The organism is Streptomyces niveus, from assembly GCF_001723055.1.
Lineage (GTDB): Bacteria > Actinomycetota > Actinomycetes > Streptomycetales > Streptomycetaceae > Streptomyces > Streptomyces niveus.
The window spans coordinates 1-22,691 of sequence record NZ_MDCR01000057.1; the positions used below are offsets into that span (position 1 = coordinate 1).

Here is a 22,691-nt window from a genome sequence, read left to right on the forward strand (position 1 = left end):
GGTGGTGCTGGGGCTGGTGCTGCGTCCGCTGGCGGGCCGGCTGCCCCGGCCACCGTTCGGCAGGGGCGGGAACGGGCCGGAGGCAGGGCCCCGGAGGCAGCTGCTGGACATGTGATCCAAGTGGGCCCGCCTGCGGGGTTGTCTCCCAGGGCACGCCGGGGGCAAGGTTTCTTCGTCCACACTGGCGAGTGACGATAGAAACAGGGGCGCCACCCCGCCCCGACCGGATGGCTTGTCTCGACCGAACGGAGAACCCGTGGCGACAACGGACCGTGCCATCGCCTCTGCGGAGGCGCACAGCGCGCACAACTACCACCCGCTGCCCGTCGTCATCGCCTCGGCGGACGGTGCATGGATGACCGACGTCGAGGGGCGCCGCTTCCTCGACATGCTCGCGGGCTACTCGGCGCTCAACTTCGGCCATGGCAACCGACGTCTCATCGACGCCGCCAAGGCCCAGTTGGAGCGGGTGACGCTCACCTCGCGGGCGTTCCACCACGACCGGTTCGCCGACTTCTGCACCCAGCTCGCCGAGTTGTGCGGCATGGAGATGGTGCTGCCGATGAACACGGGCGCCGAGGCGGTGGAGACCGCCGTGAAGACGGCCCGTAAGTGGGGCTACCGGACGAAGGGGGTACCGGACGACACCGCCAAGATCATCGTCGCGGCGGACAACTTCCACGGCCGTACGACCACGATCATCAGCTTCTCCACCGACGAGGAGGCACGGGCCGACTACGGGCCGTACACGCCGGGCTTCGAGATCGTGCCGTACGGGGATCTCGCCGCTCTCGACGCCGCGATGACGGACAACACCGTCGCCGTCCTGCTGGAGCCGATCCAGGGTGAGGCGGGGGTGCTGGTGCCGCCGCCGGGCTATCTGGCGGGGGTGCGGGAGCTGACCCGGGCGCGGAATGTGCTGTTCATCGCCGACGAGATCCAGTCCGGCCTGGGCCGGACCGGGAAGACCTTCGCCCTTGAGCACGAGGGCGTCGTGCCCGACATGTATGTCCTGGGCAAGGCGCTCGGCGGTGGGGTGGTGCCGGTGTCGGCCGTGGTGTCGTCGGCGGAGATCCTCGGGGTGTTCCGGCCCGGGGAGCACGGCTCGACGTTCGGCGGCAATCCGCTGGCGTGCGCGGTGGCCCTTGAGGTGATCGCGATGCTGCGCACCGGTGAGTACCAGCAGCGGGCGGCGGAGCTGGGCGATCATCTCCACCATGAGCTGGGGCTGATGACGACCGGCGGCGCGGTGGAGACGGTGCGCGGCCGGGGGCTGTGGGCGGGGGTGGACATCTCTCCGTCGTACGGCACGGGCCGGGAGATCTCCGAGAAGCTGATGGACCGGGGTGTGCTGGTGAAGGACACCCATGGGTCGACGATCCGGATCGCCCCGCCGCTGGTGATCAGCAAGGAGGATCTGGACTGGGGCCTGGAGCAGCTGCGGGCGGTCCTCACCCGGTAGACCGGTGGCCGGGACCGGTCGGCGACGCGGGCCGCCGGTCCCTGGCTCCCCCGCCGTTGCCTGCTAGAGGATGACGTGCGGGAGGAAGCGGGCGTATTCGTCCGTGATCAGGCCCGACGATTCGCGGATGCCGAGGCCGGCCGACTCGTTCTCGACGACCCAGGCGCCGAGTACGACGCGGTTGCCGTCGAAGTCGGGCAGCGGCGCCAACGCTTGGTAGCAGCAAGCCTCTTGGCGTACGACCGGGGCGTGGCCGGGTTCGTGGACGGTGACTCCGGCGCCCTCGCGGCCCAGCAGGGGCTTGGAGACATAGCCACCGGTGAGGGCGAGTTCACGCGGTCCGTCGAGATAGGCGGGCAGCAGATTCGGATGGCCCGGATTGAGCTCCCAGAGGATCGCCAGCAGCGCCTTGTTGGAGAGCAGCATCTTCCAGGCGGGCTCTATCCAGCAGGTGCTGCCGGTGCCGCCGCCGTTGTCGAGGGTGTCCAGCACCTGCGGGCCGAAGCGGTCCGTGGTCAGCCACTCCCACGGGTACAGCTTGAAGCAGCTGCGGATGAACCGCAGCCGTTCGTCCACGAAGCGCCCGGTCAGCTTGTCCCAGCCGATCTGTTCGACCGACAGGGCCTCGGTGTCGATTCCCGCCTGCTGGGCCGTCTCCCGCAGATAGGCGACGGTCATCAGGTCCTCGCCCAACTCGTCGCCGTCGGAGTGGGCGAAGTGCAGGGGTCCCTGCGGAAGGAGGTGGGCCTGGCGGCGCCAGGCTTCGATCAGCCGCTCATGCAGGGAGTTCCACTGGTCGGCGCCCGGGAAGCGCTCCTCCATCCAGAACCACTGCGGGCTGGCCGCCTCGACCAGGGAGGTGGGGGTGTCGGCGTTGTACTCCAGCATCTTGGCCGGGCCGGTGCCGTCGTAGCGAAGGTCGAACCGGCCGTAGATGGACGGCAGTTCGGCACGGCGCTGCCAGGACTCGGCGACCAGCGCGGCCAGTCGGCCGTCGGTGATGCCGAGATCGGCGAAGCGGTCGTTCCTCACGATGTGCTCGGCGGCGGCGAGGCACATCGCGTGCAGTTCCTCGACGACCGCTTCCAGGGCCTCGACCTCGGGAAGGGAGAAGACGTAGTAGGCGCTCTCGTCCCAGTAGGGACGCAGTGAGTCGTCCGGATAGCGGGTGAGCGGATAGACGAGCCCCTGCTCCTCGACCGTCCGCTGCCAGCCCGGCCGTGGCTCGATGGTCCGACGCTCCATCATCGCGCGCCGACGCCCGCTCAGCCGCCGCCGGTGCCCGAGCAGCCGAAGCCGCCCCGGTCGACCGCCGACTTGTCGAAACTGCCGTCGTAGACGCGGCCGTTGGAGCTCTTGCCGCCGTAGTAGTACGAGCCGGAGCCGGTGCTGTCGCAGTCGGACTTGGACAGTTCCTCGTACGTGTTCCGGTCGGCGCAGCGCCGGTCGGGTTCCGAACTGCAGGAGGTGACCGTCAGTGCGAGTATTCCCATGCCGCCGAGCACGACCGTGCTCGACCGCAGCCTGCGTTGTTTTACGGCGGCCATGGCCCCGTCCTCCCCCGTCTGCGGGCCGATCCGTCGACCCGTCAATCCCGTGCTCGCCGCACACATTAGATGCCTGGCCGCCACGCCGGACAAGGCGGTCCGTCAACTCTACTCAACTAGATTCCTTTTGTGCTCTTTGGAATGATCTGCGCGCTCGGTTCAGCGGTCTGCTACGGCACGGCCTCCGTCCTGCAAGCCGTCGCCGCCCGCGCGGCGGAACCGGGCACCGGATCGGGAGTGGACCCCGCGCTGCTGCTGCGCGCGCTGCGGCAGTGGCGGTATGTGGCCGGACTCGCCCTGGACGGGCTGGGGTTCGTGTTGCAGATCGTCGCGCTGCGTGCCATCCCGATCTACGCCGTCGGCGCCGCCCTCGCGGCCAGTCTCGCGGTCACGGCGGTGGTCGCGGCCCGGCTGCTGCGGGTACGGCTGTCCGCCCGGGAGTGGAGTGCGGTCGGTGTGGTCTGCGCCGGGCTCGCGCTGCTCGCCCTGTCGTCGGGGGCCGAGGGCACGGAAGGCGGGTCGACGGCGTTGCGGGTGGCCATGCTGGGGGTCGCCGTGGCCGTACTGCTTGCGGGCGCGGCGGCGGGCAGGCTGCCGGACCGGCCCCGTGCGCTGGTGCTCGGGTTCGGGGCGGGTACGGGGTTCGGGGTGGTCGAGGTGTCGGTACGGCTCATCGACGGCGTCGCTCCGGCCGAGCTGGTCACCAACGCGGCGGTGTATGCCCTGTTGCTCGGGGGCGGGGCGGCGTTCCTGCTGCTGACGTCGGCGTTCCAGCGGGGTTCGGTGACCACGGCGACGGCCGGCATGGTCATCGGCGAGACGATCGGTCCGGCGCTGGTGGGGGTCGTCTGGCTCGGCGACCGTACGCGCGCGGGGCTGGGGTGGCTGACCGTCGTCGGCTTCGCCGTGGCGGTGGCGGGCGCGCTGGCCCTGGCCCGCTTCGGCGAGGCGGGTGTGGAGGAGACGGAGAGGAGTTAATCGTTGTCGTCGCGATCACCCCGTCGGGCAGGATGCGTCGGACTCGCCGTACACGAGGAGACCGATTCACCATGCCTGCCGTACCCGACGTACCCGAGGTTCCCGCCGTTCCCGCGGACCCGACCGTGATCCACCCGATGCCCGGTCAGCCACGGGTGGTGCTGCTGAAGCCGCTGATCACCTCGGAGTTGATCGAGGTGGGTGACTTCTCCTACTACGACGACCCGGACGAGCCGACGGCGTTCGAGACCCGGAACGTGCTGTACCACTACGGGCCGGAGAAGCTGGTCATCGGGAAGTACTGCGCGCTGGGTGAGGGGGTGCGGTTCATCATGAACGGCGCCAATCACCGGATGGACGGCCCCTCGACGTTCCCCTTCCCGATCATGGGCGGTTCCTGGAGCGACCACTTCGACCTCATCACCGGCCTGCCCGGCCGGGGTGACACGGTGGTGGGCAACGACGTCTGGTTCGGCTACCGCAGCATGGTCATGCCCGGCGTCCGGATCGGCCACGGAGCGGTGATCGCCTCGGGCGCGGTCGTCGTCGACGACGTCCCGGACTACGGCATCGTCGGCGGCAACCCGGCCAGACTCATCCGCCGCCGCTACGACGACGCGGACGTCGACCGACTGCTGACGATCGCGTGGTGGGACTGGCCCGCCGAGCACATCACGACGCACCTGCGCACGATCATGTCGGGCACTATCGACGAACTGGAGTCCGCCGCCCCGCCCGCGACCACTCCCTAGACACGGTCTCGGTCCGTCTCGGTGTGGAGGGCGCGTTCGAGTGCGGTCTTCGGGAACGGGGTTCGGCGGTTCTCGCCGAGGAGGCGGAGGTGGAAGTCGCCCAGTACGGCCGCTGATCGCGCGTGCCGGTCGAGGAGCGCGGCGGCATCGGCCCGTACGCCGTCCGGGCGTCGGCCGGCCGACCAGTCGTGCAGGAACCGGGCGTGCTCCGCGTTGTCGTGGTCGTCGTCGAGCAGATGGTGGCGGATGAGGTGAGCGGTGAGGTAGCCGCGGTCGTAGGAGAGGTGGTCGGTGAGGAAGTCCGTCTCGGGCGGGGTGAGTTCGAAGCGGGAGCTGAGGGCGAGTCCGAAGTCGGCGAAGTAGATCAGCCGTCCGTCGGTCAGGACGTTGCGGAAGTGCGCGTCGAAGTGGACCAGTCCGCGCGCGCTCATGAAGCCGGCGCCCCGGAGCAGGCAGGACTCGATCCGGCGGTACGGCGCCTCCTCCGCGTCCCCCGCCGAGGCGGCGGCCCGCCGGTCGGCCAGCCAGGCGGCGAGCGTCTGCGGTACGTACTCCAGGAACAGCACCACCGAGGCCGTCGACCCCGCGACGGCCTCCAGCCGGCGGCGTACGGCGGGCGAGCCGTCCCAGTGCGCGACGGCCCTGTCGAGGCCGCCGAACTCGTCCAGGAAGCCGTCGGGGCCGGAGTCGGGCAGAACGCGCCAGTGGTACATCAGCGGAAAGCCCGGGTACGCGTCGGCGTCGCCGATGACCCAGTTGGTGGTCATGGTGTGCGCGGCGAGTTCACGCCAGGCGCCGAATCCGGCGGAGCCGATGCCGTATTGGTAGAAGAGCGGCAGCTCGAAGAGGTTCGCGGTCGACCGCAGATGCTCCGGCCGCAGTTCGAGGTCCGTGAGCGGGACGCGCTTGACGAAGACCCGCGTCCCGTCGACATCCAGCTCCGCCGACCGCCCACCGAGGCCGGACCCGAGCGGGACCGCACCGGCGACCAGCTCCGCGAGCCGGCGGTCGCTGAGCACCGAGAGCGCGGTGCCGACAGCGCCATGCGCGGCCAGCCGGGCGGCGCGGCTCATGCGAGCACCCGGCAGAGCGCGTCCAGCGCCCCTGTCCACGCGCTGTCCGTCGGGGCGCCGTAGCCGATGACCAGCGCGTCACGCCCGGGGGCGACCGAGGGGTGCCGGAAGCCGGAGAGGCCCTGGATCCCCAGGCCCTGCCAGGCCGCCGCCTCGATCATGGTGCGTTCGTCGTTGCCGGGCGGGAGTTCGACCACCGCGTGCAGCCCGGCGGAGATCCCGGTCACCCGGCACTCCGGCGCGCGCTCGGCCAGCGCCTCCACCAGTTGGTCGCGCCGACGCCGGTAGCGCAGGCGCATGGACCGTACGTGCCGGTCGTACGCGCCGGAGGCGATGAACTCCGCGAGCGTGAGCTGGTCCAGGGCGCTGGGCACCGTCGCCACGTCGCCCTTCGCCTCGACGACCTCCCCCACCAGCGCCTTGGGCAGCACCATCCACGCGAGCCGCAGCCCCGGGGCGAGGGACTTGCTCGCCGTGCCGAGATACACCACCCGCTCCGGGTCCAGTCCTTGCAGGGCGCCGACGGGCTGACGGTCGTAGCGGAACTCCCCGTCGTAGTCGTCCTCCAGGATCAGCCCGCCCGCGCCGCGCGCCCAGTCCACCATCGCCGCGCGCCGGTCGGGATGGAGCGCGGCACCGGTCGGGAACTGGTGCGCCGGAGTCGTCAGCACCGCGTCGACGCCCCGCAGTTCGCCCTCCCCGGAGATCAACTCCTCGGTACGGGTGCCGAGTTCGTCGAGCGCGAGCGCGGGGGTGCGCAGCCCGGCGGCCGTCAGGATGTCCCGGTGGAAGTCGAGCCCGTACGACTCGACACCCACCACCGCCCGCGTCCTCCCCCGCCGGGCCGCGAGCACCCGCGCCATCAGGGCAAGGCCGTGGACGAACCCGGAGCAGAGGACGACCCGCTCCGGGTCGGCGTACACCCCGCGTGTGCGGGCCAGGTAGTCGGCGAGGACGGTGCGCAGTTCGACGCGCCCCAGCTGGTCGCCGTAGTCGAAGGCGTCGTTCGGGGCGGCGGTCAGCGCCCGCCGGGAGGCGGCGAGCCATTCGGCCCGCGGAAAGGAGCCGAGGTCGGGGGTGCCGGCCCGCAGATTGTGCGTGGGCCTGCGACGCACCGGCCGGGCCGGTGGGCCGCTCGGCTCCGGTGTGCGCGGCGCGGCCCGCCGGGCGACCCGCGTCCCCGAGCCCTGCCGCGCGGTGAGCCAGCCTTCGGCGACGAGTTCGGCGTACGCGTCGGCCACGGTGTTGCGCGCCATGCCCAGATCGGCGGCGAGCGTACGGGAGGAGGGCAGCCGGCTCCCCGGCGTCAGCCTCCCCGTGCGGACGGCTTCGCGCAGGGCGTCCATCAGCCCCGTACGCAGGCCGGGGCCGCGCAGCTCCAGGTGGAGGTCGGCGCCGACCGTGACAGCGGTGACCGGCTGCTCGCCGCTCGCATTGGCCCACGATTCGGTCATGGGAATGGACCATACCGTTGTGCCACCGGACGCGTAGCGTCGTCGTCATGACGACGAACGACAGCCACCACCACGACCACACCGCCGACCGCCTCCCCGCGCACACGCCCCGCCTGGCCTGGGCGAAGCTGGCTCCCGATGTCTACAAGGCGATGTCCGGCCTTGAGAAGGCGGTCCGCAAGGGCGTCGACCCGGTGCTGTACGAACTGGTGAAGATCCGCGCGTCGCAGCTCAACCACTGCGCCTTCTGCCTCGACATGCACACGAAGGACGCGCTGGCCGCCGGGGAGTCGGTGGAGCGGATCGTTCAGCTCAGCGCCTGGGAGGAGTCGCGCCACTTCTACTCGGCGAAGGAGATCGCCGCGATCGAGCTGACCGAGGCCGTCACCGTGCTGACGGACGGCTTCGTGCCCGACGAGGTGTACGAGCGGGCCGCCGCGCACTTCGAGGAGTCCGAACTCGCGTATCTGATCGGCGCGATCACGGTCATCAACGCGTGGAACCGCTTCGCCGTGACGACGCGCATGGTCCCCGGCCACTACACCCCGGGCTCGTACAAGTGACGTCGCCCGGCGCGGCACCGGCGCCCGGCCTCGTGGCGGCCTTCCGCGCCCTGCACCACGACCGGGCGCCCGAGGACCCGCTCGTCCTGCCCGGTCCGTGGGACGCGGGCAGCGCGCGTGTCTTCGTGGAGGCCGGTTTCCCGGCGCTCGCCACGCCGAGCGCGGGGGTCGCCGCGTCGCTCGGTTACGAGGACGGGGCCACCCCGCCGGACGAGATGTTCGCGGCGGTCGCCCGTATCGTCCGGGCCGTCTCCACCGGCGTCCGGCCCGTGCCCGTCAGCGCCGACATCGAGGGCGGCTACGGGCTCGCGCCGGCCGAGCTGGTCGAACGCCTCCTCGGCACGGGAGCGGTGGGCTGCAATCTGGAGGATTCCGCCGACGGCGCCCTGAAGGACCCGCACCGGCACGCGGAGTGGCTGGCGGAGGTCCGGGCGGCGGCCGGGGACCGGCTGTTCGTCAACGCGCGCGTCGACACGTTCATCCGTGGCGTGACCGATCCGGCGGAGGCGATCGTTCGCGCCCGTCTGTACGTCGCCGCCGGCGCGGACTGCGTCTACCCGATCGGCGCCCCACCCGAGGCGATCCCGGCGCTGCGGGCCGGGATCGACGGCCCGGTCAACGTCGGGGCCGCGCCGGGCGGCGCCACGGAACTGGCGGAGCTGGGCAGGCTCGGCGCCACCCGCGTCACGTTCGGTCCGGGACTCCAGAGGCAGGCGATGGCGGCGGTACGGGAGGGCGCGGCGCGGCTGCGTTCCTGAGCCGGAGGCCCGTACCGAAGGCCTGTACCGAAGGCCCGTACCGAAGGCCCGGCAGGCGACACCGCCTGCCGGGTCTTCGGCGTGTCCAGGCGCGTGCGGCGCGTCCGGCGTTGCCCAGCGCGTGACCATATCCGCGCATCACGGACGGTGATATCGAGAGAGCGCTCTCCCACTCTCATAGACACCAACTCACCTGAGTACAGGGCTACTTGACGGCTCCTGCCGCAGCTATTGACACCCCCGCGACCCGCTCCTACGTTCAGCGGCAGAGAGCGCTCTCTGGTGTGATCAAGGCTCAAGGAACCCCCAATTCCGCTGATTGGAGTGCCATGCTCCACAGACCCTCCCGCACCACCCCGTCCCCCTTCCGTACGGGACTGGCGTCCTGGCGTCGACGCGTCGTCGCCCTGGCCCTCGTCGCGCTCACCGCCTCGCTGCTCCAGGCCAACATGAGCAGCGCCAGCACCGATTCCGTCTCGGCCGGGAAGGCCCAGGCCGGGACCAAGGGCGCCGCGGTCGTCCGTGTCTCGGAGTTCCTCGCCGAGTGTCCGTACAGCCACCGACTCCCGGACGACCCGATCGTGTTCCCGGGGCTGCCCGGCGCCTCGCACATGCACAGCTTCTTCGGCAACGACACGACCAACGGCCGCTCCGACGTCAACAGCCTGGCGAAGGGGCGCACCACGTGCGCGCCGAAGGAAGACCTCTCGTCGTACTGGGTCCCGACCCTGTACGACGGCACGAAGGAGGTGGAGCCGACCGGCACCACCTTCTACTACCTGGGTGAGGGCGTACGGGACGACATCATCGCCCAGACCCAGCCGCTGCCGTACGGACTGCGGATCGTGGCGGGCAACGCCAAGGCGACCGGTCCGAACGACAACACGCGGGCGCGCTGGTCGTGTCTGCACCACGGCGAGGTCAACCCGTCGACCGACTTCGTCAACTGCCCCGCCGGCGCGATGCTGGAGTCGTATCTGGACTTCCCGCAGTGCTGGAACGGCCGCGATCTCGACTCGGCGGACCACAAGAGCCATATGTCGTACCCGGTGGCGGGCGCCTGCCCGTCGACCCACCCGGTGCCGGTGCCGAAGCTGCGGCAGGTGCTGAGGTACCCGGTGAACGGCGATCCGGCCCGGTTCTCCCTCGCGTCGGGGCGCGGCTACACGATGCACGGCGACTTCTTCAACGTCTGGCCCGCCGCGGAGATGGAGCGGCGCGTACGTGACTGCATCCGTCCCATCATCAAGTGCGGCGCCGACGGAGTGCCTTCCTGACGGGACCATTCCTGACGGATCGCCAGGTGTCTGTCCGGGGTGACGTGACCCCGGACAGGCAGCCCAACCCCCCACCCCTTCCCCAAGGACTCCCCATGAAGGCGGTACGCGGTACGGCGGCGGCTCTCCTCGTACTTCTGGCGGTGCCGGGCTGCTCGGCGGCCACCCCGGCCTCGACTCCCGTACGGACCAGCCCTGTCAGCACTCCTGCCGGCGTCCCCGCGCAGACCCCGTCCGGCGCCACCGACGCCGCCTGGCTCCAGCTCATGACCCCCATGAACGAGGGCGCGGTCGAGCTTCTGACAATGGCCGCCGACCGGGCCACCGACCCCGGCCTGCGGAACTGGGCCACCGATCTGGCAGCCGCCCACCGCGCCGAACTCGACCGGATGCGACCGCTGTTGAAGCAGCTGGGCCTGCCCGCCACCAACGTCCACGAGGGCCATGAGATGCCCGGCATGGTGACGCCCGGCGATCTCGCACAGGCGCGCGCCGCCAAGGGCGCGGCCTTCGAGAAGGTGGTCGTCGTCCAGATCCGCGAACACCTGGAACACTCGGCGCGCGTGTCCCGCTCCGAGGTCGACGCGGGAAGCGAGGCCGCGGCGAAGAAGCTCGCCGCCTCGCTCGTCGAGGCGCGGGCGGCCGAACTCGAAGCTCTGAAGCGCGTCGCCACCTAGGGCCTGTCGTTTGGATCTTGCCGGGCTCGCGTGCCCCGGCACCGCGCCCCGCCGCGTTGTCGTCGGTCGGCATGGCTCCGCCATGCCTCCCTCCTCCGCCTTGCGATCCACGGCACCAGACCCCGCTCACTCATCCGGCCTGATCCAAACGACAGGCCCTAGGCCGTGTCCTCAGCCCGGGGACCGGCTCCGGGCGTCAAGTACCAACCGGTATAAAGGCTGCATGACTGCCGACGTCTCCCCGCCCGCGCGCCCGACCCTGGAGGACGTCGCCGCCGTCGCAGGCGTCTCACGTGCCACGGTGTCGCGGGTGATCAACGGCGCGACGACGGTGGACCCGGCGCTGCGCCGAATCGTCGAGGAGGCCATCGCGACCACGCACTACGTGCCGAACCGCGCCGCGCGCGCCCTGGTGACCCGGCGCACCGACTCCGTCGCGCTGGTCGTCTCCGAGCAGGAACGGCGGCCGGTGGCCGAGCCGTTCGTGGGCCGGATGTTCTCGGACCCGTACTTCGGCCGGGTCGTGGGCGGGCTGCTCGACGTGCTGCGGCCGGCCGGTGTCCAGATGATGCTCATGCTGGCGGACGACGCCGCGTCACGCGACCAGTTGCTCTCGTATCTGCGCCAGGGCCATGTCGACGGCATCGTCCTGATCTCGTCGCACGCCAACGATCCGCTGCCCCGGCTGGTCCACGAGACGCGGCTGCCCGCCGTGCTGGCGGGCCGCCCGGGACAGCCGTCACCGCTGACGTACGTGGAGGCCGACCAGGCCGCGGGCGCGCGGCTGGCCGCCGGGCATCTGGCGGCGCTGGGACGGCGCAGGATCGGTACGGTCGCGGGCCCGCAGGACATGCCGGCGGGCCAGGAGCGGCTCGAAGGGTTCCGGGCGGCGATGGCCTCGTACGGGATCGACGACGTGGCCGTCGCGGAGGGCGACTTCACGCACACGGGCGGCGCGGCGGCGATGCGGCGTCTGCTGGCCGAACACCCGGACCTGGACGGGGTGTTCATCGCCTCCGACCTGATGGCGTCGGGGGCCCTGCCGGTGCTGCTCCGGGCGGGCCGCCAGGTGCCCCACGAGGTGGCTGTCGTGGGTTTCGACGACAGCAACGCCGCGCTGACCTGTGATCCGGCGCTGACGACGGTACGCCAGCCGGTGGAGGAGATGTCCTCGGAGATGGCCAGGCTGCTGCTGAAGCAGATCGCCGCGCCGGGCGGCGGTCCGCTTCCTTCGATGATCTTCACACCGACGCTGGTGGTGCGGGAGTCCGCGTAGAGGCGGACGGTCAGGCGGTACGGCCCTGGCCGTCGCGCTCCTCGTCCTCCAGTGCGGCGGCCTCCTGCGACAGCCTTACGGCCTGGAGAAGGCTCAGGCCCGGCTCGGCCTCCCGGATCGCCTTCACCGCCGGTACGGAGTCGGCGCGCCCCTTCACGCCCGCCTCCGCGATCTTCCGGCGCGCCCAGTTCCCGCGCAGCTCGGCGTCGGTGGTCTCCCGGACGGTGGCGAGCAGCGCCGCCGCACGCTCCAGCCCTGGGCGCTCCTCGGGGCCGGCGGTCCTCAGCGCCTGGTCCACGGCCTCGGCGACCTCGTCGGCCTCGCGCACGACCAGAACCGTGAATTCTTCCTCTTTTTCCCGCCCGAAAAGCTTCATCTTCGGATCCTTACTGCCGCGCTGTGGCGGTCTCAAGAGAGTTGAGCCAGTTCTGAGGTTGGCACACGCCGGACGGCCCGGAGCCGATGAGCGGCTCCGTGGCCGTCCGTGGCGGAACCGTTTACTTCTTCGGGAGCCAGGCTTCCCAGGTGGACTTGTTCGCCTTGACCCACGCCTCGGCCGCGTCCGGGCCGCTCTTCTTGTCCTTCGCGATGGCCTTGGCGACCTCGTTCTGCGCCTCGGTGCTCCACTTGAAGTTCTTGATGAACTCGGCGGCGTCACCGCCGTCCTTCGCGAAGTCCGCGTTGAGGTACTTCTGGAGCGGGGTGTTGGCGTACGCGCAGTCCGTCGCCGTCTCCGGGACGTTGCAGCCCTCCTCGTACGCGGGCAGCTTCACCTCGACCAGGTCGATGTCCGCGTTGAGCCACTGCGGGTCCCACCAGTAGGTGATGAAGGGCTGCTTGTCGCGGTACTTCTGCTGGATCTCCTTGATCTGGGCGGCCTCGTTGCCCGTCTCCTTGATCTTGAGATCGAGCTTGAGGTTCTTGACGAGGTGCTCGTCGTACGTCGTGTACGAGGGCGCCGCGCCCAGGAACTCGCCCTGGTCGCCGCTGTTCGCGGACTTGAAGTCCTTGGCGAACTTGTTGAGGTTCTTCGCGTCGGTGACCTCGGGGTTGGCGTCCGCGTAGTACTTGGGCACGAACCATCCGATGTGGCCGACGACGCCGAGGTCGCCGCCCTTGACGATGGTCTTCTTGTCCTCGACGTAGAGCTTCTCCTTCTTCGGAGAGCCGCCCCAGTCCTCCAGGATCGCGTCGGCCTTGCCGTTGTTGAGCGCGTCGAAGGCGACCGGCTCGTCGAGCTGCTGGAGCTCGACCTTCACGTCCAGCTCCTGCTCCATGATCACCTTGGCGACCTCGGCGTTGGCGCGCGCGCCGACCCAGGAGGGCACGGTCAGGGTGATCTCGTCGGAGGCCGACTTCGACTCGGTCTCGGCGGCGCACGCGCTGAGCGCGAGCATGCCGAGCGCGCCGACTCCGGCGACGAGGGTGGTGCGTATCCGCTTGCTGTGGGTCACGTCGTTGTTCTTTCTGTTCGCGGTTTCAGTTGTGGATTCAGTTGTGGGTTCAGTTGTGGGTTCAGTTGTTGAGCCGGTGAGGGGGCCGGCCGCGGGTCAGGACAAGGCGCGTTCCTTCGCCGCCGCGCTCGGCTGCGAGATCCGGTCCAGCAGCAGCCCCAGGCACACGATCGCGATACCGGCCGTCATGCCGAGGCCGAGGTCACCCTTGGCCAGGCCCCTCACCACGTCCACGCCGAGCGCGCCGCCGCCGATCATGCCGCCGATGACGACGATGGCCAGGACCAGCACCACGCCCTGGTTGACGGCGAGTTGCAGGGCGGGCCGGGCCAACGGGAGCTGGACCTGGCGCAGTTGCTGCCCCGTACCGGCGCCGAGTGAGCGCGCCGCCTCCAGTGCGGAGGGGTCGATCTGCCGGATGCCCTGGGTGGTGATGCGTACGACGGCGGGCAGCGCGTAGACGACGGCCGCGGCGACGGCCGCCGTACGGCCTCCGCTGAACAGCGCGATCACCGGGATGAGATAGATGAACTGCGGCATCGTCTGCATGATGTCGAGCACCGGCCGGATGACCCGTTCGACCCGTTCGACGCGCGCCGCGAGGATGCCGACGCCGAAGCCGAGCAGCAGGGTCACCACGAGCGCGGCGAGGACCTGCGAGAGCGTGTCGAGCGAGCGGTCCCAGAGTCCCATCGCGCCGATCGCGGCCAGGGAGAGGACCACCGTGACGACGGCCTTCCAGCCGGTCCGCAGCGCCAGCACACCGGCGACGAGGAGCAGCGCCCACCAGGGGGTGGCGAGCAGTGCGTCGCGTACGGGGTTGATGACGTAGTTGGCGAAGCCCTCGGACCAGGTGAGGGTGCCGCCCAGCACCGGTACGCCGGAGCCCAGTTCGCGCTCGATCCAGTCCACGACCGTGTTGACCGGCTCGCTGATCGCGACGGTCCACGCCTCCGGCCACTCCTTGCGGCCGATGACGGCTCCGAACACCGCGCCGCCGGCAACGGCCGCGACGATGCCGGGCCAGAGCACCCACCACTTGGGGCGGTGCCCGGCCGCGGGGTCTTCGAGCTGTTCGCCGGCCGCCGCCGTCGTACGGTCCAGCCAGATCGCCAGCAGTACGACGGCGATTCCGGCGGGCAGCGCGAGGCCGACGTCGACGGTGGAGAGCGCGGTGAAGATCTCGTCGCCGAGCCCGCCCGCTCCGATCATCGAGGCGAGGACGACCATCGACAGACACATCATGATCGTCTGGTTGAGGCCGAGGAGCATCTGCTTGCGGGCGAGCGGCAGCCGTGCCGTCACCAGCCGCTGCCAGGAACTGGCGCCGAGCGAGGCGGACGCCTCCAGCGCGGCGGCGTCCGCGCCGCGCAGTCCGAGCGCGGTGAGCCGGGCCATCGGCGGGGCCGCGTAGATGACGGTCGCGACGAAGACCGACGGGATGCCGATGTCGAAGAGCAGGACGAACGGCAGCAGGTACGAGAAGGCGGGGAGCACCTGCATGGTGTCGAAGACCGGCCGCAGCACGCGCTGGCAGCGGTCGGAGAGTCCGGCCGCGAGGCCGAGGAGCGCGCCGACGAGGGCCGCGACGGCGACGGCGACGATCATCAGGGCCAGCGTCTCCATCGCCGGTTCCCACATGCCGAGCAGCCCGATCACCGCGAAAGTGGCGAGCGCGGTGGCGGCGGTGCGCAGGGCGCGGCGGCGCAGGCCGGCGCCGCCGGCGTACCAGGCGATGAGTACGGCTGCCACGGTCACGCCGATGAAGCCGAGGCTCTCCAGCACGCTGAACACGCCGTCGACGGAGCTTTCGGCGGAGTTGCTGATGTGCAGGAGGAAGTAGAGGAAGAGGGGGTGGGTGGTGCGGTTGTCGACGAGCCAGCGGTTGAGATCGTCGAGCGGCGAGCGTACGTCGACGGTCAGGTCGGCGGGCCAGGCTCCGCTGCCGGTGAGGGCGGCGCTGACGATCGCGACGAGGACGGCGGCGATGAGCAGCATCGCGCGGGGGTTGCCGGCGAGGCGGGCCCAGGGGCCGGGCGCTGCGCTGTCGGCCGCGTCGGTCTTGACCGTACGTACGTCGTCCCCGTCGGCCGCGTCGCGCCGATGACGGTCGGTCTTCTCGAACACCGGATTGGGCGGCGCGGCGCTCATACCGCCGCCACCTTGCTGGGTTCCGGCTCCGCCTCGTCGTCCAGACCCGCGACGACGGCGAGCAGTTCCTCGTAACCGACGACGCCGAGCGTCCGGCCGTTCTCCACGACCCGGCAGTACGCGCCGCTGCGCGCGACGGCCTCGATCGCGTCGGAGACCAGCGTCTCCGGCTTGAGCGCGACGCCGGACTCGCCCTCGCCGTCGCGCGCGGGGCGCATGGCCCGGCGTACGGAGATGACCTGCTCGCGCGGGACGTCGCGGACGAAGTCGCGTACGTAGTCGTCGGCCGGGTTGGCGACGATCTCCTCGGGGGTGCCGAGCTGCACGATCCCGCCGTCGCGCATCAGCGCGATGCGGTCGCCGAGGCGCAGTGCCTCGTTCAGGTCGTGGGTGATGAAGACCATGGTGCGGCCCTCCTCGCGGTGCAGCCGGATGACCTCCTCCTGCATGTCGCGGCGGATCAGCGGGTCGAGCGCGCTGAACGGCTCGTCGAACAGCAGGACTTGGGGATCGACGGCGAGCGCGCGGGCGAGGCCGACGCGCTGCTGCTGGCCGCCGGAGAGCTGGCCGGGGCGGCGGTCCTCCAGGCCGGCGAGGCCGACCAGGGCGGCGACCTCGGCGGCCTTGGCGCGCCGTTCGGGCCGGCTCATGCCCTGGATCTCCAGGCCGTACGCGACGTTGTCGAGCACGGAGCGGTGCGGCAGCAGGCCGAAGTGCTGGAAGACCATGGCGGCGCGGTGCCTGCGCAGTTCGCGCAGCCGGTTCTTGTCCATGGCGATGACGTCCTCGCCGTCCATGGTCAGCCGGCCGCTGGTCGGCTCGATGAGCCGGGTCAGACAGCGTACGAGGGTCGACTTGCCCGAGCCGGAGAGGCCCATGACGACGAAGACCTCGCCCTTGTGCACGTCGAAGGAGACGTCGCGGACGGCGGCGGTGCAGCCGGTCTGTTTCCTCAACTCCTCGGCGGACAGCGCCGCGTACTCCTTGTTGCCCGGTATTCGGTCGGCTTTCGGTCCGAAGACCTTCCACAGATCGCGTACGGAGAAGACCGGTTCGGTGGCGGTCATCACGCATCACCTCCCGGTGCGGTTGTGTGGGCCGCGGCCGTGCCGGCTGCGGATACGGCTGTGGCAGTGCCTGCGGCTGTGGCTGTCGCGGTGAGCAGTTCGGCGCACTTCTCGCCGACCATGAGGACCCCGATCATCGGATTCACGGCCGGCATGGTGGGAAAGACGGATGCGTCGGCGATTCGGATGCCTGTCAGGCCACGAATCGTCAGATCCGGCCCCACCACGGCGTGTTCGTCGTCCGGGGCGCCCATCCGGCAGGTGCCCGCCGGGTGGTAGACGGTGTGGGCGCACTTGCGGGCGTACTCGCTCAGTTCCTCGTCGGAGGTGATCTCCGGGCCCGGACAGACCTCGCGGGTCAGCCAGTTGGCGAGCGGCTCGGCGGCGGCGACCTGCCGGGCGAGCCTGATGCCGTCCACGAGGGTGCGGCCGTCGTAGTCGTCCTCGTCGGTGAAGTACCGGAAGTCCAGGGCCGGTTTGACCGCCGGGTCGGCGCTGGTGAGATAGAGCCTGCCGCGGCTGCGCGGCTTGGGGATGTTGGGCGTCATCGAGACGCCGTGCGCGGGGCGTTCGTAGCCGAGGCGCTCGGGATTGTCCGTGAACGGTATCTGGTAGAAGTGGAACATCAGGTCCGGGCCCTCGCGGTCCGGGTCGCGCCGGACGAACAGGCCCGCGTCGGAGTCCATCGCCGAGTTCTCGGGGATCGGCCCGTCGGTCTCCCAGACGATGACCGACTCGGGGTGGTCGAGCAGGTTCTCGCCGACGCCCGGCAGGTCGTGGGTGACGGGGATGCCGAGCGCGTCGAGGTCGGCGCGCGGTCCGATGCCGGAGTGCAGGAGCAGCCGGGGGGTGTCGACGGCTCCGGCGCAGACGAGGACTTCACGCCGGGCGCGTACGTACGACTCCGAGCCGTCGGCGGCCCGTACGCGTACGCCGGTCGCGCGGGTGCCGTCCAGCTCCAGCCGGTACGCCCAGGTCTCCAGCAGCAGATGGAGGTTGGGCCGGTCCAGGAACGGGTGCAGATACGCCACCGAGGCGGACGACCGCTTGTTGTTCTCGGGGTGGTAGGCGAGGTCGAAGAAGCCGGCGCCTTCGTGGAAGGGCTTCTTGTTGAAGCCCTCCACGCGCGGGACGCCGAGCGCGGAGCGCGCCGCGTCGATGAAGTCGCGGGCGATGGGGTTACGGTCCCGCTCGTCGACCGGCACGATGTTGTTGCGCAGCCGCCCGAAGTACGGCTCCATGGACGCCGCGTCCCAGCCGTCGGCCCCGGCCGCCGCCCATTCGTCCCAGTCGGACGGCAGCGGCTTGAAGGCGATCAGGGTGTTGTGCGAGGAGCAGCCGCCGAGCACCCGGGCGCGGCTGTGCCGGATGTGGGAGTTGCCGCGCGGCTGCTCGGTCGTCGGATAGTCGTAGTCCAGCTCGCCGCCGAGCAGCCCCATCCAGCGCCGGAGCGTCAGTACGTCGGGCCGGTCGATGTCGGACGGCCCTCCCTCGATGACGGCGACGGTGACGTCGGGGTTCTCGGTGAGCCGGGAGGCGATCACCGATCCCGCGGTGCCGCCTCCGACGACGACATAGTCGTATACGGCGTCATGTTCGGCCACGTCGTGTTCGGCCATGGGTGTCGTCTACTCCACTTCGCTGGGGCGGTTCAAGGTTCTTGCACGTAAGGAGGCGTAATGAGGCCGAGCCGTAAGGCAGTTGGGGGACGCGCGGTCGGCTGAGGGGGCGTTCAGCCCGCGAACCAGCGCACCGGCTCCGGCGCGAGGTTCTGGTAGATGTGCTTGGCCTCGCGGTACTCGGCGAGACCGGCGGGTCCCAGCTCGCGCCCGATACCGGACTTGCCGAAGCCGCCCCACTCGGCCTGCGGCAGATAGGGGTGGAAGTCGTTGATCCAGACGGTGCCGTGCCGCAGCCGCCCGGCGACGCGCCGGGCGCGCCCGGGGTCGGCCGTCCAGACGCCGCCGGCCAGCCCGTACTCGGTGTCGTTGGCCAGGGCGACGGCCTCGTCCTCCGTACGGAAGGTCTCGACGGTCAGTACGGGGCCGAAGACCTCCTCGCGGACGACGCGCATCTCGCGGTGGCACTGGTCGAGGACGGTCGGCTCGTAGAAGTACCCGGCGGCGGGCCGCAGTTCGACGGGCTCGGGCCGCTTGCCGCCGGAGCGCAGGACGGCGCCCTCGGCGAGGGCGGAGGCGACGTACTCCTCGGTCTTCGCCAACTGCCCGGCCGACACCAGTGGTCCGCACTCGACGCCGTCGCCGGTGCCCCGGCCGAGGCGGATCTTCGCCGCGCGGCGGGCGAGTTCGGCGACGAAGCGCTCGCGCAGCGACTCCTCGACGATGAGGCGCGAACCGGCGGAGCAGACCTGGCCGCTGTGGATGAACGCGGCGTTCAGGGCCTGGTCGACGGCGGTGTCGAAACCCTCGTCGGTGGCGCAGGAGTCGGCGAAGACGACGTTCGGGTTCTTGCCGCCCAGTTCCAGCGCGACCTTCTTCACACCGGGCGCGGCGGCGGCCATCACCTTCGTACCGCTGGCCAGTCCGCCGGTGAACGACACGAGGTCCACGTCGGGGTGTTCGGACATGCGGGCGCCGACGGGGTCACCGGCGCCGGTCACCAGGTTGGCGACACCCGGGGGCAGCCCGGCCTCGGTGAGGATGTCGATGAGGGCGACGGTGCTGAGCGGGGTGATCTCGCTCGGCTTGACGACGAAGGTGTTACCCGCGGCGAGCGCCGGGGCGATCTTCCAACTGGCCTGGAGGAGCGGGTAGTTCCAGGGGGTGATCAGCGCGCACACCCCGACGGGTTCGTGCACGACGACGCTGTGCACGTCCGGTGACCCGGCGTCCACGACCCGGCCGCCGCCCTCGTTGGTCACGAGATCGGCGAAGTAGGCGAAGGCGTCGGCGACACAGTCGACATCGACGCGCCCCTCCTCGACGGTCTTGCCCGCGTCCCGGCTCTCCAGCGCCCCGAGCGCCTCCCGGTCCCGCCGCAACAGCCCGGCGACCCGCCGCAGCAGCGCTGCGCGCTCACCGGTGGACGTCCGGGGCCAGACCCCGGCACCCCCGTCGAAGGCCCTGCGCGCGGCGTCGACGGCGGCGTCGACATCCTCGGCCCCGCCCTCGGACACCACGGCGAACGGCATGGCATCGGCGGGGTCGATGATCTCGCGTGTGGCACCTGAGACGGCTTCGCGCCACTCTCCGTCCACAAAGATGGTCTGTTGTGCCGACACGTCGCGTTTGGCCTTCCGTTCCCGATATACACCACCACCAGCAACAACTGGCGATCTGGGCCCCTGCCCCGGGATGGAGGAAGCATGCGTTCTCGCTGGCCGAAAGTGTTCAGGGTCACTCCACGACGAGAGCCCCTCGCTGGGGGAGGCGAAGGGCTCTCGGTCTCGGGAGACGGCGGTTCACACCGCCGCGGTGGCGCTCGGTCAGGCGACGTTCTTGGTGCCGTCGACCAGGGCGGAGCGGCCGAAGATACTGACGGCCTGGTAGTACGTCCACGCCGTGGCGTTGCAGGAGGTCTTCGTGGCGCCCGAGTAGCCGTTGCAGACCCGCTTCAGGTCCTCGTAGAACGCGCTGTCCAGCCGGGCCTTGTTGGCGTCGAACGAGCCGGCCGCCTTGTAGTTGCGGTAGCCGAAGTCGTGGCGCGCGCAGGACGTCTGGAACGGGAAGCCGAAGGGGTTGTCCGGCGAGGACGAGCAGTAGTCCGTGGACCAGTCGAAGCCGTACGAGGACCAGGCGCCCTGGTTGTTGCGCGCGGAGACCCACGCGTTGTAGCTGGCGGCGCTGGTCTGCGTCCAGCTGCTCAGGACCTGCGGCTTGTCGGCCGGCGCGGCGGCGGCCGAGGACGCCGACATCAGGGTGGCGGGGAGGGCGAGAGCGAGGGCGGCGAGCGGCATGGCCAGACGACGGCGCATGGAAAACCTCCGGTGGGGAGACAGGTTGACGCTCCGTGTCCGGTGACACGGAACTTCCTCAGAGAGCGGTGCGGTCGTCGTACGGGTCTACGCGCGATGACCAACGCCGGAATGGTCCCCCAGATGGAGCGCGGTGTAACCATGCTCATGACGAAACAAGTGGGAAACAGGGGGCCAACTCGGCGACATAGGCGGCCATTTGGGGCTCGACGGGCACACCCCAGGGGCGGCCCCCTATTACGCCGGCGGCGAACCGGCGCCCGGCCGCTGCCGGTTGGGACTGGTTGCTGCGGCTTCGCGGCGTCCGCACCGTGTGTGGGCTCGCGTACCCCTGGATGCCCTTGCGTGCGCCGAAGTCCTACTTCGCGCCCTGCGAGCCCTTTTTCGAACCCTGCGAACCCTTCTTCGCTTCCTTCTCCCGCTTGCGCGCGGCCCGCCTCGCCTCCTCCTTGTCCATCAGCCGCCTCATCTCCTTCATGTCGTCGTCGAGTTCGACGGGGGCGGCGTCCTCGTCATCGTCGAGCAGCCCTTGCTCGCGCAGTTGCTTCGAGTGCAACTCGACCGGCGGCTCCGGGTCGAAGTCCGAAGGCCGGGGCCCCTCGGGACCGTCGGGCCCGATCCGTACCAACTGCTCCACCCGCGCCACCCGGAACCGCCGCCCGGCCACCGCGACCCCGGCCCCGCGCTTCTCGTCCAGCCGGTCCGCCGCCTTCGCGTACTCCTCGCGCCCCGCCTCGTCCAACTGCTCGCGGATGGGCGTCATGACCCGGAAGTCCATCGCCAGCCTGTCCCGCGCGGCCTGCGGACTCGGCGCCGGGCGCGAATGCGGCTTCCACCGACCGTCCTTGCCGCACTCGGCGATCGCGAACTCCGCCGGCAGCAGGACCCCGCCCGGATGCGTCTCGACCGCCCGCAGGGAATCCCCGCGCATCTCGGGCGGCGCGGCGCCCGCCTTCAGCACGAACTGCATCAGGTCGAACTTGAGCAGCCCCTCCGCCAGTCCCGTGCCGGTGTACGGGTCGATGACGAACCCCTTGAGCCGGCCGGGCAGCCGGTACGCCTCCCCGACCTCGCCCGGGTCCGGGTCCGACGGCCTCGGCGGCTCGGGCCCGTCCGGACCCAGCCGGATGAACTGCTCCACCCGCACCACGCGGTAGCGCGTGCCGAGCACCGTCAGCTCGTCCACCGCGACCCAGTCGAGCTTCTCGTACGCCGCACGGCACTTCTTCCGGTCCCCGGCCCGCCCGGCTTCACCGGCCTCCTTGGCCAGCCGCCGGAAGTGCGAGGCAAGGGAGTCGCGAATGCCCTGCGGCGCGTCGGCCGCTGACCCGAGGATCTCCCAGCCGCCCCGCTCCGACTCCCGGGCCGCGACGAAGGCCGGCAGCCCCATGCCCACGATGGTGGGATAGCGCTCCCGGGCCCGCCAGGCCTCCTCGTCGGCGAACGCCGCGATCGGACCGTCCTGCGCCGTCATGCGGATGGTCCGGTAGGCCGGGAGCCCCTCTCCGTATCCGTTCATGTACTCAGTGTGCGCGGAATCGCCGCGCTGTGTACGGCGGTTGGCACGACAAAGCTCCCGGCGCCCAGGTGTGCGGGCGGCGCGGGAGCTCGGTCGTGCCGGGGCTGGTGTCAGAGAAGCCCGAGCTCGCGGACGGCGTCGCGCTCCTCGGTCAGCTCCTTCACGGAGGCGTCGATGCGCGCGCGGGAGAAGTCGTTGATGTCCAGGCCCTGGACGATCTCGTACCTGCCGTCCTTCGTGGTGACGGGGAAGGACGAGATGATGCCCTCCGGGACGCCGTACGAGCCGTCCGACGGGATGCCCATGGAGGTCCAGTCGCCGGCGGGGGTGCCGTTGACCCACGTGTGGACGTGGTCGATGGCGGCGTTGGCGGCCGAGGCCGCCGAGGAGGCGCCGCGGGCCTCGATGATGGCCGCGCCGCGCTTGGCGACCGTCGGGATGAAGGTGTCGGCGAGCCACTGCTCGTCGTTGACCGTCTCGGCGGCGTTCTTGCCCGCGATCTCCGCGTGGAAGATGTCCGGGTATTGGGTGGCGGAGTGGTTGCCCCAGATGGTCAGGCGCTTGATGTCCGTGACGGCCGCACCGGTCTTCGCGGCGAGCTGCGAGATCGCGCGGTTGTGGTCGAGCCGGGTCATCGCGGTGAACCGCTCGGCCGGTACGTCGGGGGCGGCGGCCTGCGCGATGAGCGCGTTGGTGTTGGCCGGGTTGCCGACGACGAGGACCTTGATGTCGTCGGCGGCGTGGTCGTT

At 70.9% G+C, this 22,691-nt stretch carries 21 protein-coding genes; 8 read left to right on the forward strand and 13 right to left on the reverse strand.

Features of this window, described 5'->3' with window-relative positions; translation table 11 throughout:
- The first annotated feature begins 256 nt into the window (after positions 1-256).
- Positions 257-1,462, forward strand: a complete 1,206-nt coding sequence (gene rocD, locus BHU15_RS08430; protein ID WP_069626614.1) for an ornithine--oxo-acid transaminase — start codon at positions 257-259, stop codon at positions 1,460-1,462.
- Positions 1,463-1,525: 63 nt separating this feature from the next.
- Here the strand turns inward: rocD and BHU15_RS08435 are convergent, their stop codons facing one another.
- Positions 1,526-2,707, reverse strand: a complete 1,182-nt coding sequence (locus BHU15_RS08435) for a glutathionylspermidine synthase family protein (protein WP_069626628.1) — start codon at positions 2,705-2,707, stop codon at positions 1,526-1,528.
- A gap of 20 nt (positions 2,708-2,727) precedes the next feature.
- Positions 2,728-3,009 (reverse strand): hypothetical protein, encoded by a 282-nt coding sequence (locus tag BHU15_RS08440; RefSeq protein ID WP_023539197.1) that lies wholly within the window; start codon positions 3,007-3,009, stop codon positions 2,728-2,730.
- Positions 3,010-3,150: 141 nt separating this feature from the next.
- On the opposite strand from BHU15_RS08440, the gene BHU15_RS08445 reads away from it, so the two are divergent.
- Both BHU15_RS08445 and BHU15_RS08450 read left to right on the forward strand, forming a co-directional pair.
- Positions 3,151-3,987, forward strand: a complete 837-nt coding sequence (locus tag BHU15_RS08445; RefSeq protein WP_069626615.1) for a DMT family protein — start codon at positions 3,151-3,153, stop codon at positions 3,985-3,987.
- 71 nt (positions 3,988-4,058) lie between these two features.
- The gene (locus BHU15_RS08450) at positions 4,059-4,739 is read left to right on the forward strand and encodes a CatB-related O-acetyltransferase (protein WP_079128000.1); all 681 of its coding nucleotides are present in this window, start codon (positions 4,059-4,061) and stop codon (positions 4,737-4,739) included.
- Here the strand turns inward: BHU15_RS08450 and BHU15_RS08455 are convergent.
- Together BHU15_RS08455 and pdxR are read right to left on the reverse strand one after the other, a co-directional pair.
- Positions 4,736-5,812 carry a protein kinase family protein gene (locus BHU15_RS08455; protein WP_069626616.1) on the reverse strand — a complete coding sequence of 359 codons (1,077 nt, stop codon included), beginning with the start codon at positions 5,810-5,812 and terminating at the stop codon, positions 4,736-4,738. The genes BHU15_RS08450 and BHU15_RS08455 overlap by 4 nt on opposite strands.
- Positions 5,809-7,266, reverse strand: a complete 1,458-nt coding sequence (gene pdxR, locus BHU15_RS08460) for a MocR-like pyridoxine biosynthesis transcription factor PdxR (RefSeq protein ID WP_069626617.1) — start codon at positions 7,264-7,266, stop codon at positions 5,809-5,811. Before pdxR ends, BHU15_RS08455 begins: the two co-directional genes overlap by 4 nt.
- A gap of 47 nt (positions 7,267-7,313) precedes the next feature.
- Here pdxR and BHU15_RS08465 point away from each other — a divergent pair, with 47 nt between their 5' ends.
- The 5 genes from BHU15_RS08465 (at position 7,314) to BHU15_RS08485 (ending at position 11,817) form a co-directional block, all read left to right on the forward strand.
- A complete protein-coding gene (locus tag BHU15_RS08465) occupies positions 7,314-7,829 on the forward strand; it encodes a carboxymuconolactone decarboxylase family protein (RefSeq protein WP_069626618.1) in 516 nt (171 codons plus the stop codon).
- Complete coding sequence (locus tag BHU15_RS08470; protein WP_255293063.1) at positions 7,826-8,587, forward strand: isocitrate lyase/PEP mutase family protein; 762 nt, start codon at positions 7,826-7,828, stop codon at positions 8,585-8,587. The genes BHU15_RS08465 and BHU15_RS08470 overlap by 4 nt, the downstream gene beginning before the upstream one ends.
- Before the next feature lie 329 nt (positions 8,588-8,916).
- Positions 8,917-9,864: a DUF1996 domain-containing protein gene (locus BHU15_RS08475; protein WP_069626619.1), complete on the forward strand. Its 948-nt coding sequence runs from the start codon at positions 8,917-8,919 to the stop codon at positions 9,862-9,864.
- Between the two features lie 95 nt (positions 9,865-9,959).
- On the forward strand, positions 9,960-10,541 hold the full coding sequence (locus BHU15_RS08480; protein ID WP_069626620.1) for a DUF305 domain-containing protein: 582 nt from the start codon (positions 9,960-9,962) through the stop codon (positions 10,539-10,541).
- 223 nt (positions 10,542-10,764) lie between these two features.
- Complete coding sequence (locus tag BHU15_RS08485) at positions 10,765-11,817, forward strand: LacI family DNA-binding transcriptional regulator (protein WP_069626621.1); 1,053 nt, start codon at positions 10,765-10,767, stop codon at positions 11,815-11,817.
- Positions 11,818-11,827: 10 nt separating this feature from the next.
- Here the strand turns inward: BHU15_RS08485 and BHU15_RS08490 are convergent, their stop codons facing one another.
- The 9 genes from BHU15_RS08490 to BHU15_RS08530 all read right to left on the reverse strand — a co-directional run.
- The gene (locus BHU15_RS08490) at positions 11,828-12,193 is read right to left on the reverse strand and encodes a hypothetical protein (protein WP_069626622.1); all 366 of its coding nucleotides are present in this window, start codon (positions 12,191-12,193) and stop codon (positions 11,828-11,830) included.
- A 121-nt stretch (positions 12,194-12,314) separates the two neighbouring features.
- Complete coding sequence (locus tag BHU15_RS08495) at positions 12,315-13,271, reverse strand: glycine betaine ABC transporter substrate-binding protein (RefSeq protein ID WP_023539209.1); 957 nt, start codon at positions 13,269-13,271, stop codon at positions 12,315-12,317.
- Positions 13,272-13,367: 96 nt separating this feature from the next.
- Positions 13,368-15,422, reverse strand: coding sequence for an ABC transporter permease (locus BHU15_RS08500; protein ID WP_069626623.1), 2,055 nt, complete (start codon positions 15,420-15,422; stop codon positions 13,368-13,370).
- Positions 15,419-16,489, reverse strand: coding sequence for a quaternary amine ABC transporter ATP-binding protein (locus BHU15_RS39130; protein ID WP_069626624.1), 1,071 nt, complete (start codon positions 16,487-16,489; stop codon positions 15,419-15,421). Before BHU15_RS39130 ends, BHU15_RS08500 begins: the two co-directional genes overlap by 4 nt.
- Positions 16,489-18,108 carry a GMC family oxidoreductase gene (locus BHU15_RS08510; RefSeq protein WP_107422822.1) on the reverse strand — a complete coding sequence of 540 codons (1,620 nt, stop codon included), beginning with the start codon at positions 18,106-18,108 and terminating at the stop codon, positions 16,489-16,491. Before BHU15_RS08510 ends, BHU15_RS39130 begins: the two co-directional genes overlap by 1 nt.
- Positions 18,109-18,221: 113 nt before the next feature.
- Entirely contained in the window at positions 18,222-19,730 is a 1,509-nt protein-coding gene (locus tag BHU15_RS08515) for an aldehyde dehydrogenase family protein (protein WP_069626625.1), read from the reverse strand.
- Positions 19,731-19,934: 204 nt separating this feature from the next.
- Positions 19,935-20,423, reverse strand: coding sequence for a phospholipase (locus BHU15_RS08520; protein ID WP_031229945.1), 489 nt, complete (start codon positions 20,421-20,423; stop codon positions 19,935-19,937).
- A 358-nt stretch (positions 20,424-20,781) separates the two neighbouring features.
- Positions 20,782-21,942, reverse strand: a complete 1,161-nt coding sequence (locus tag BHU15_RS08525; RefSeq protein WP_069626626.1) for a DUF5954 family protein — start codon at positions 21,940-21,942, stop codon at positions 20,782-20,784.
- A gap of 110 nt (positions 21,943-22,052) precedes the next feature.
- On the reverse strand, positions 22,053-22,691 hold a 639-nt coding region (locus tag BHU15_RS08530; protein WP_069626627.1), incomplete at its 5' end, for a malate dehydrogenase.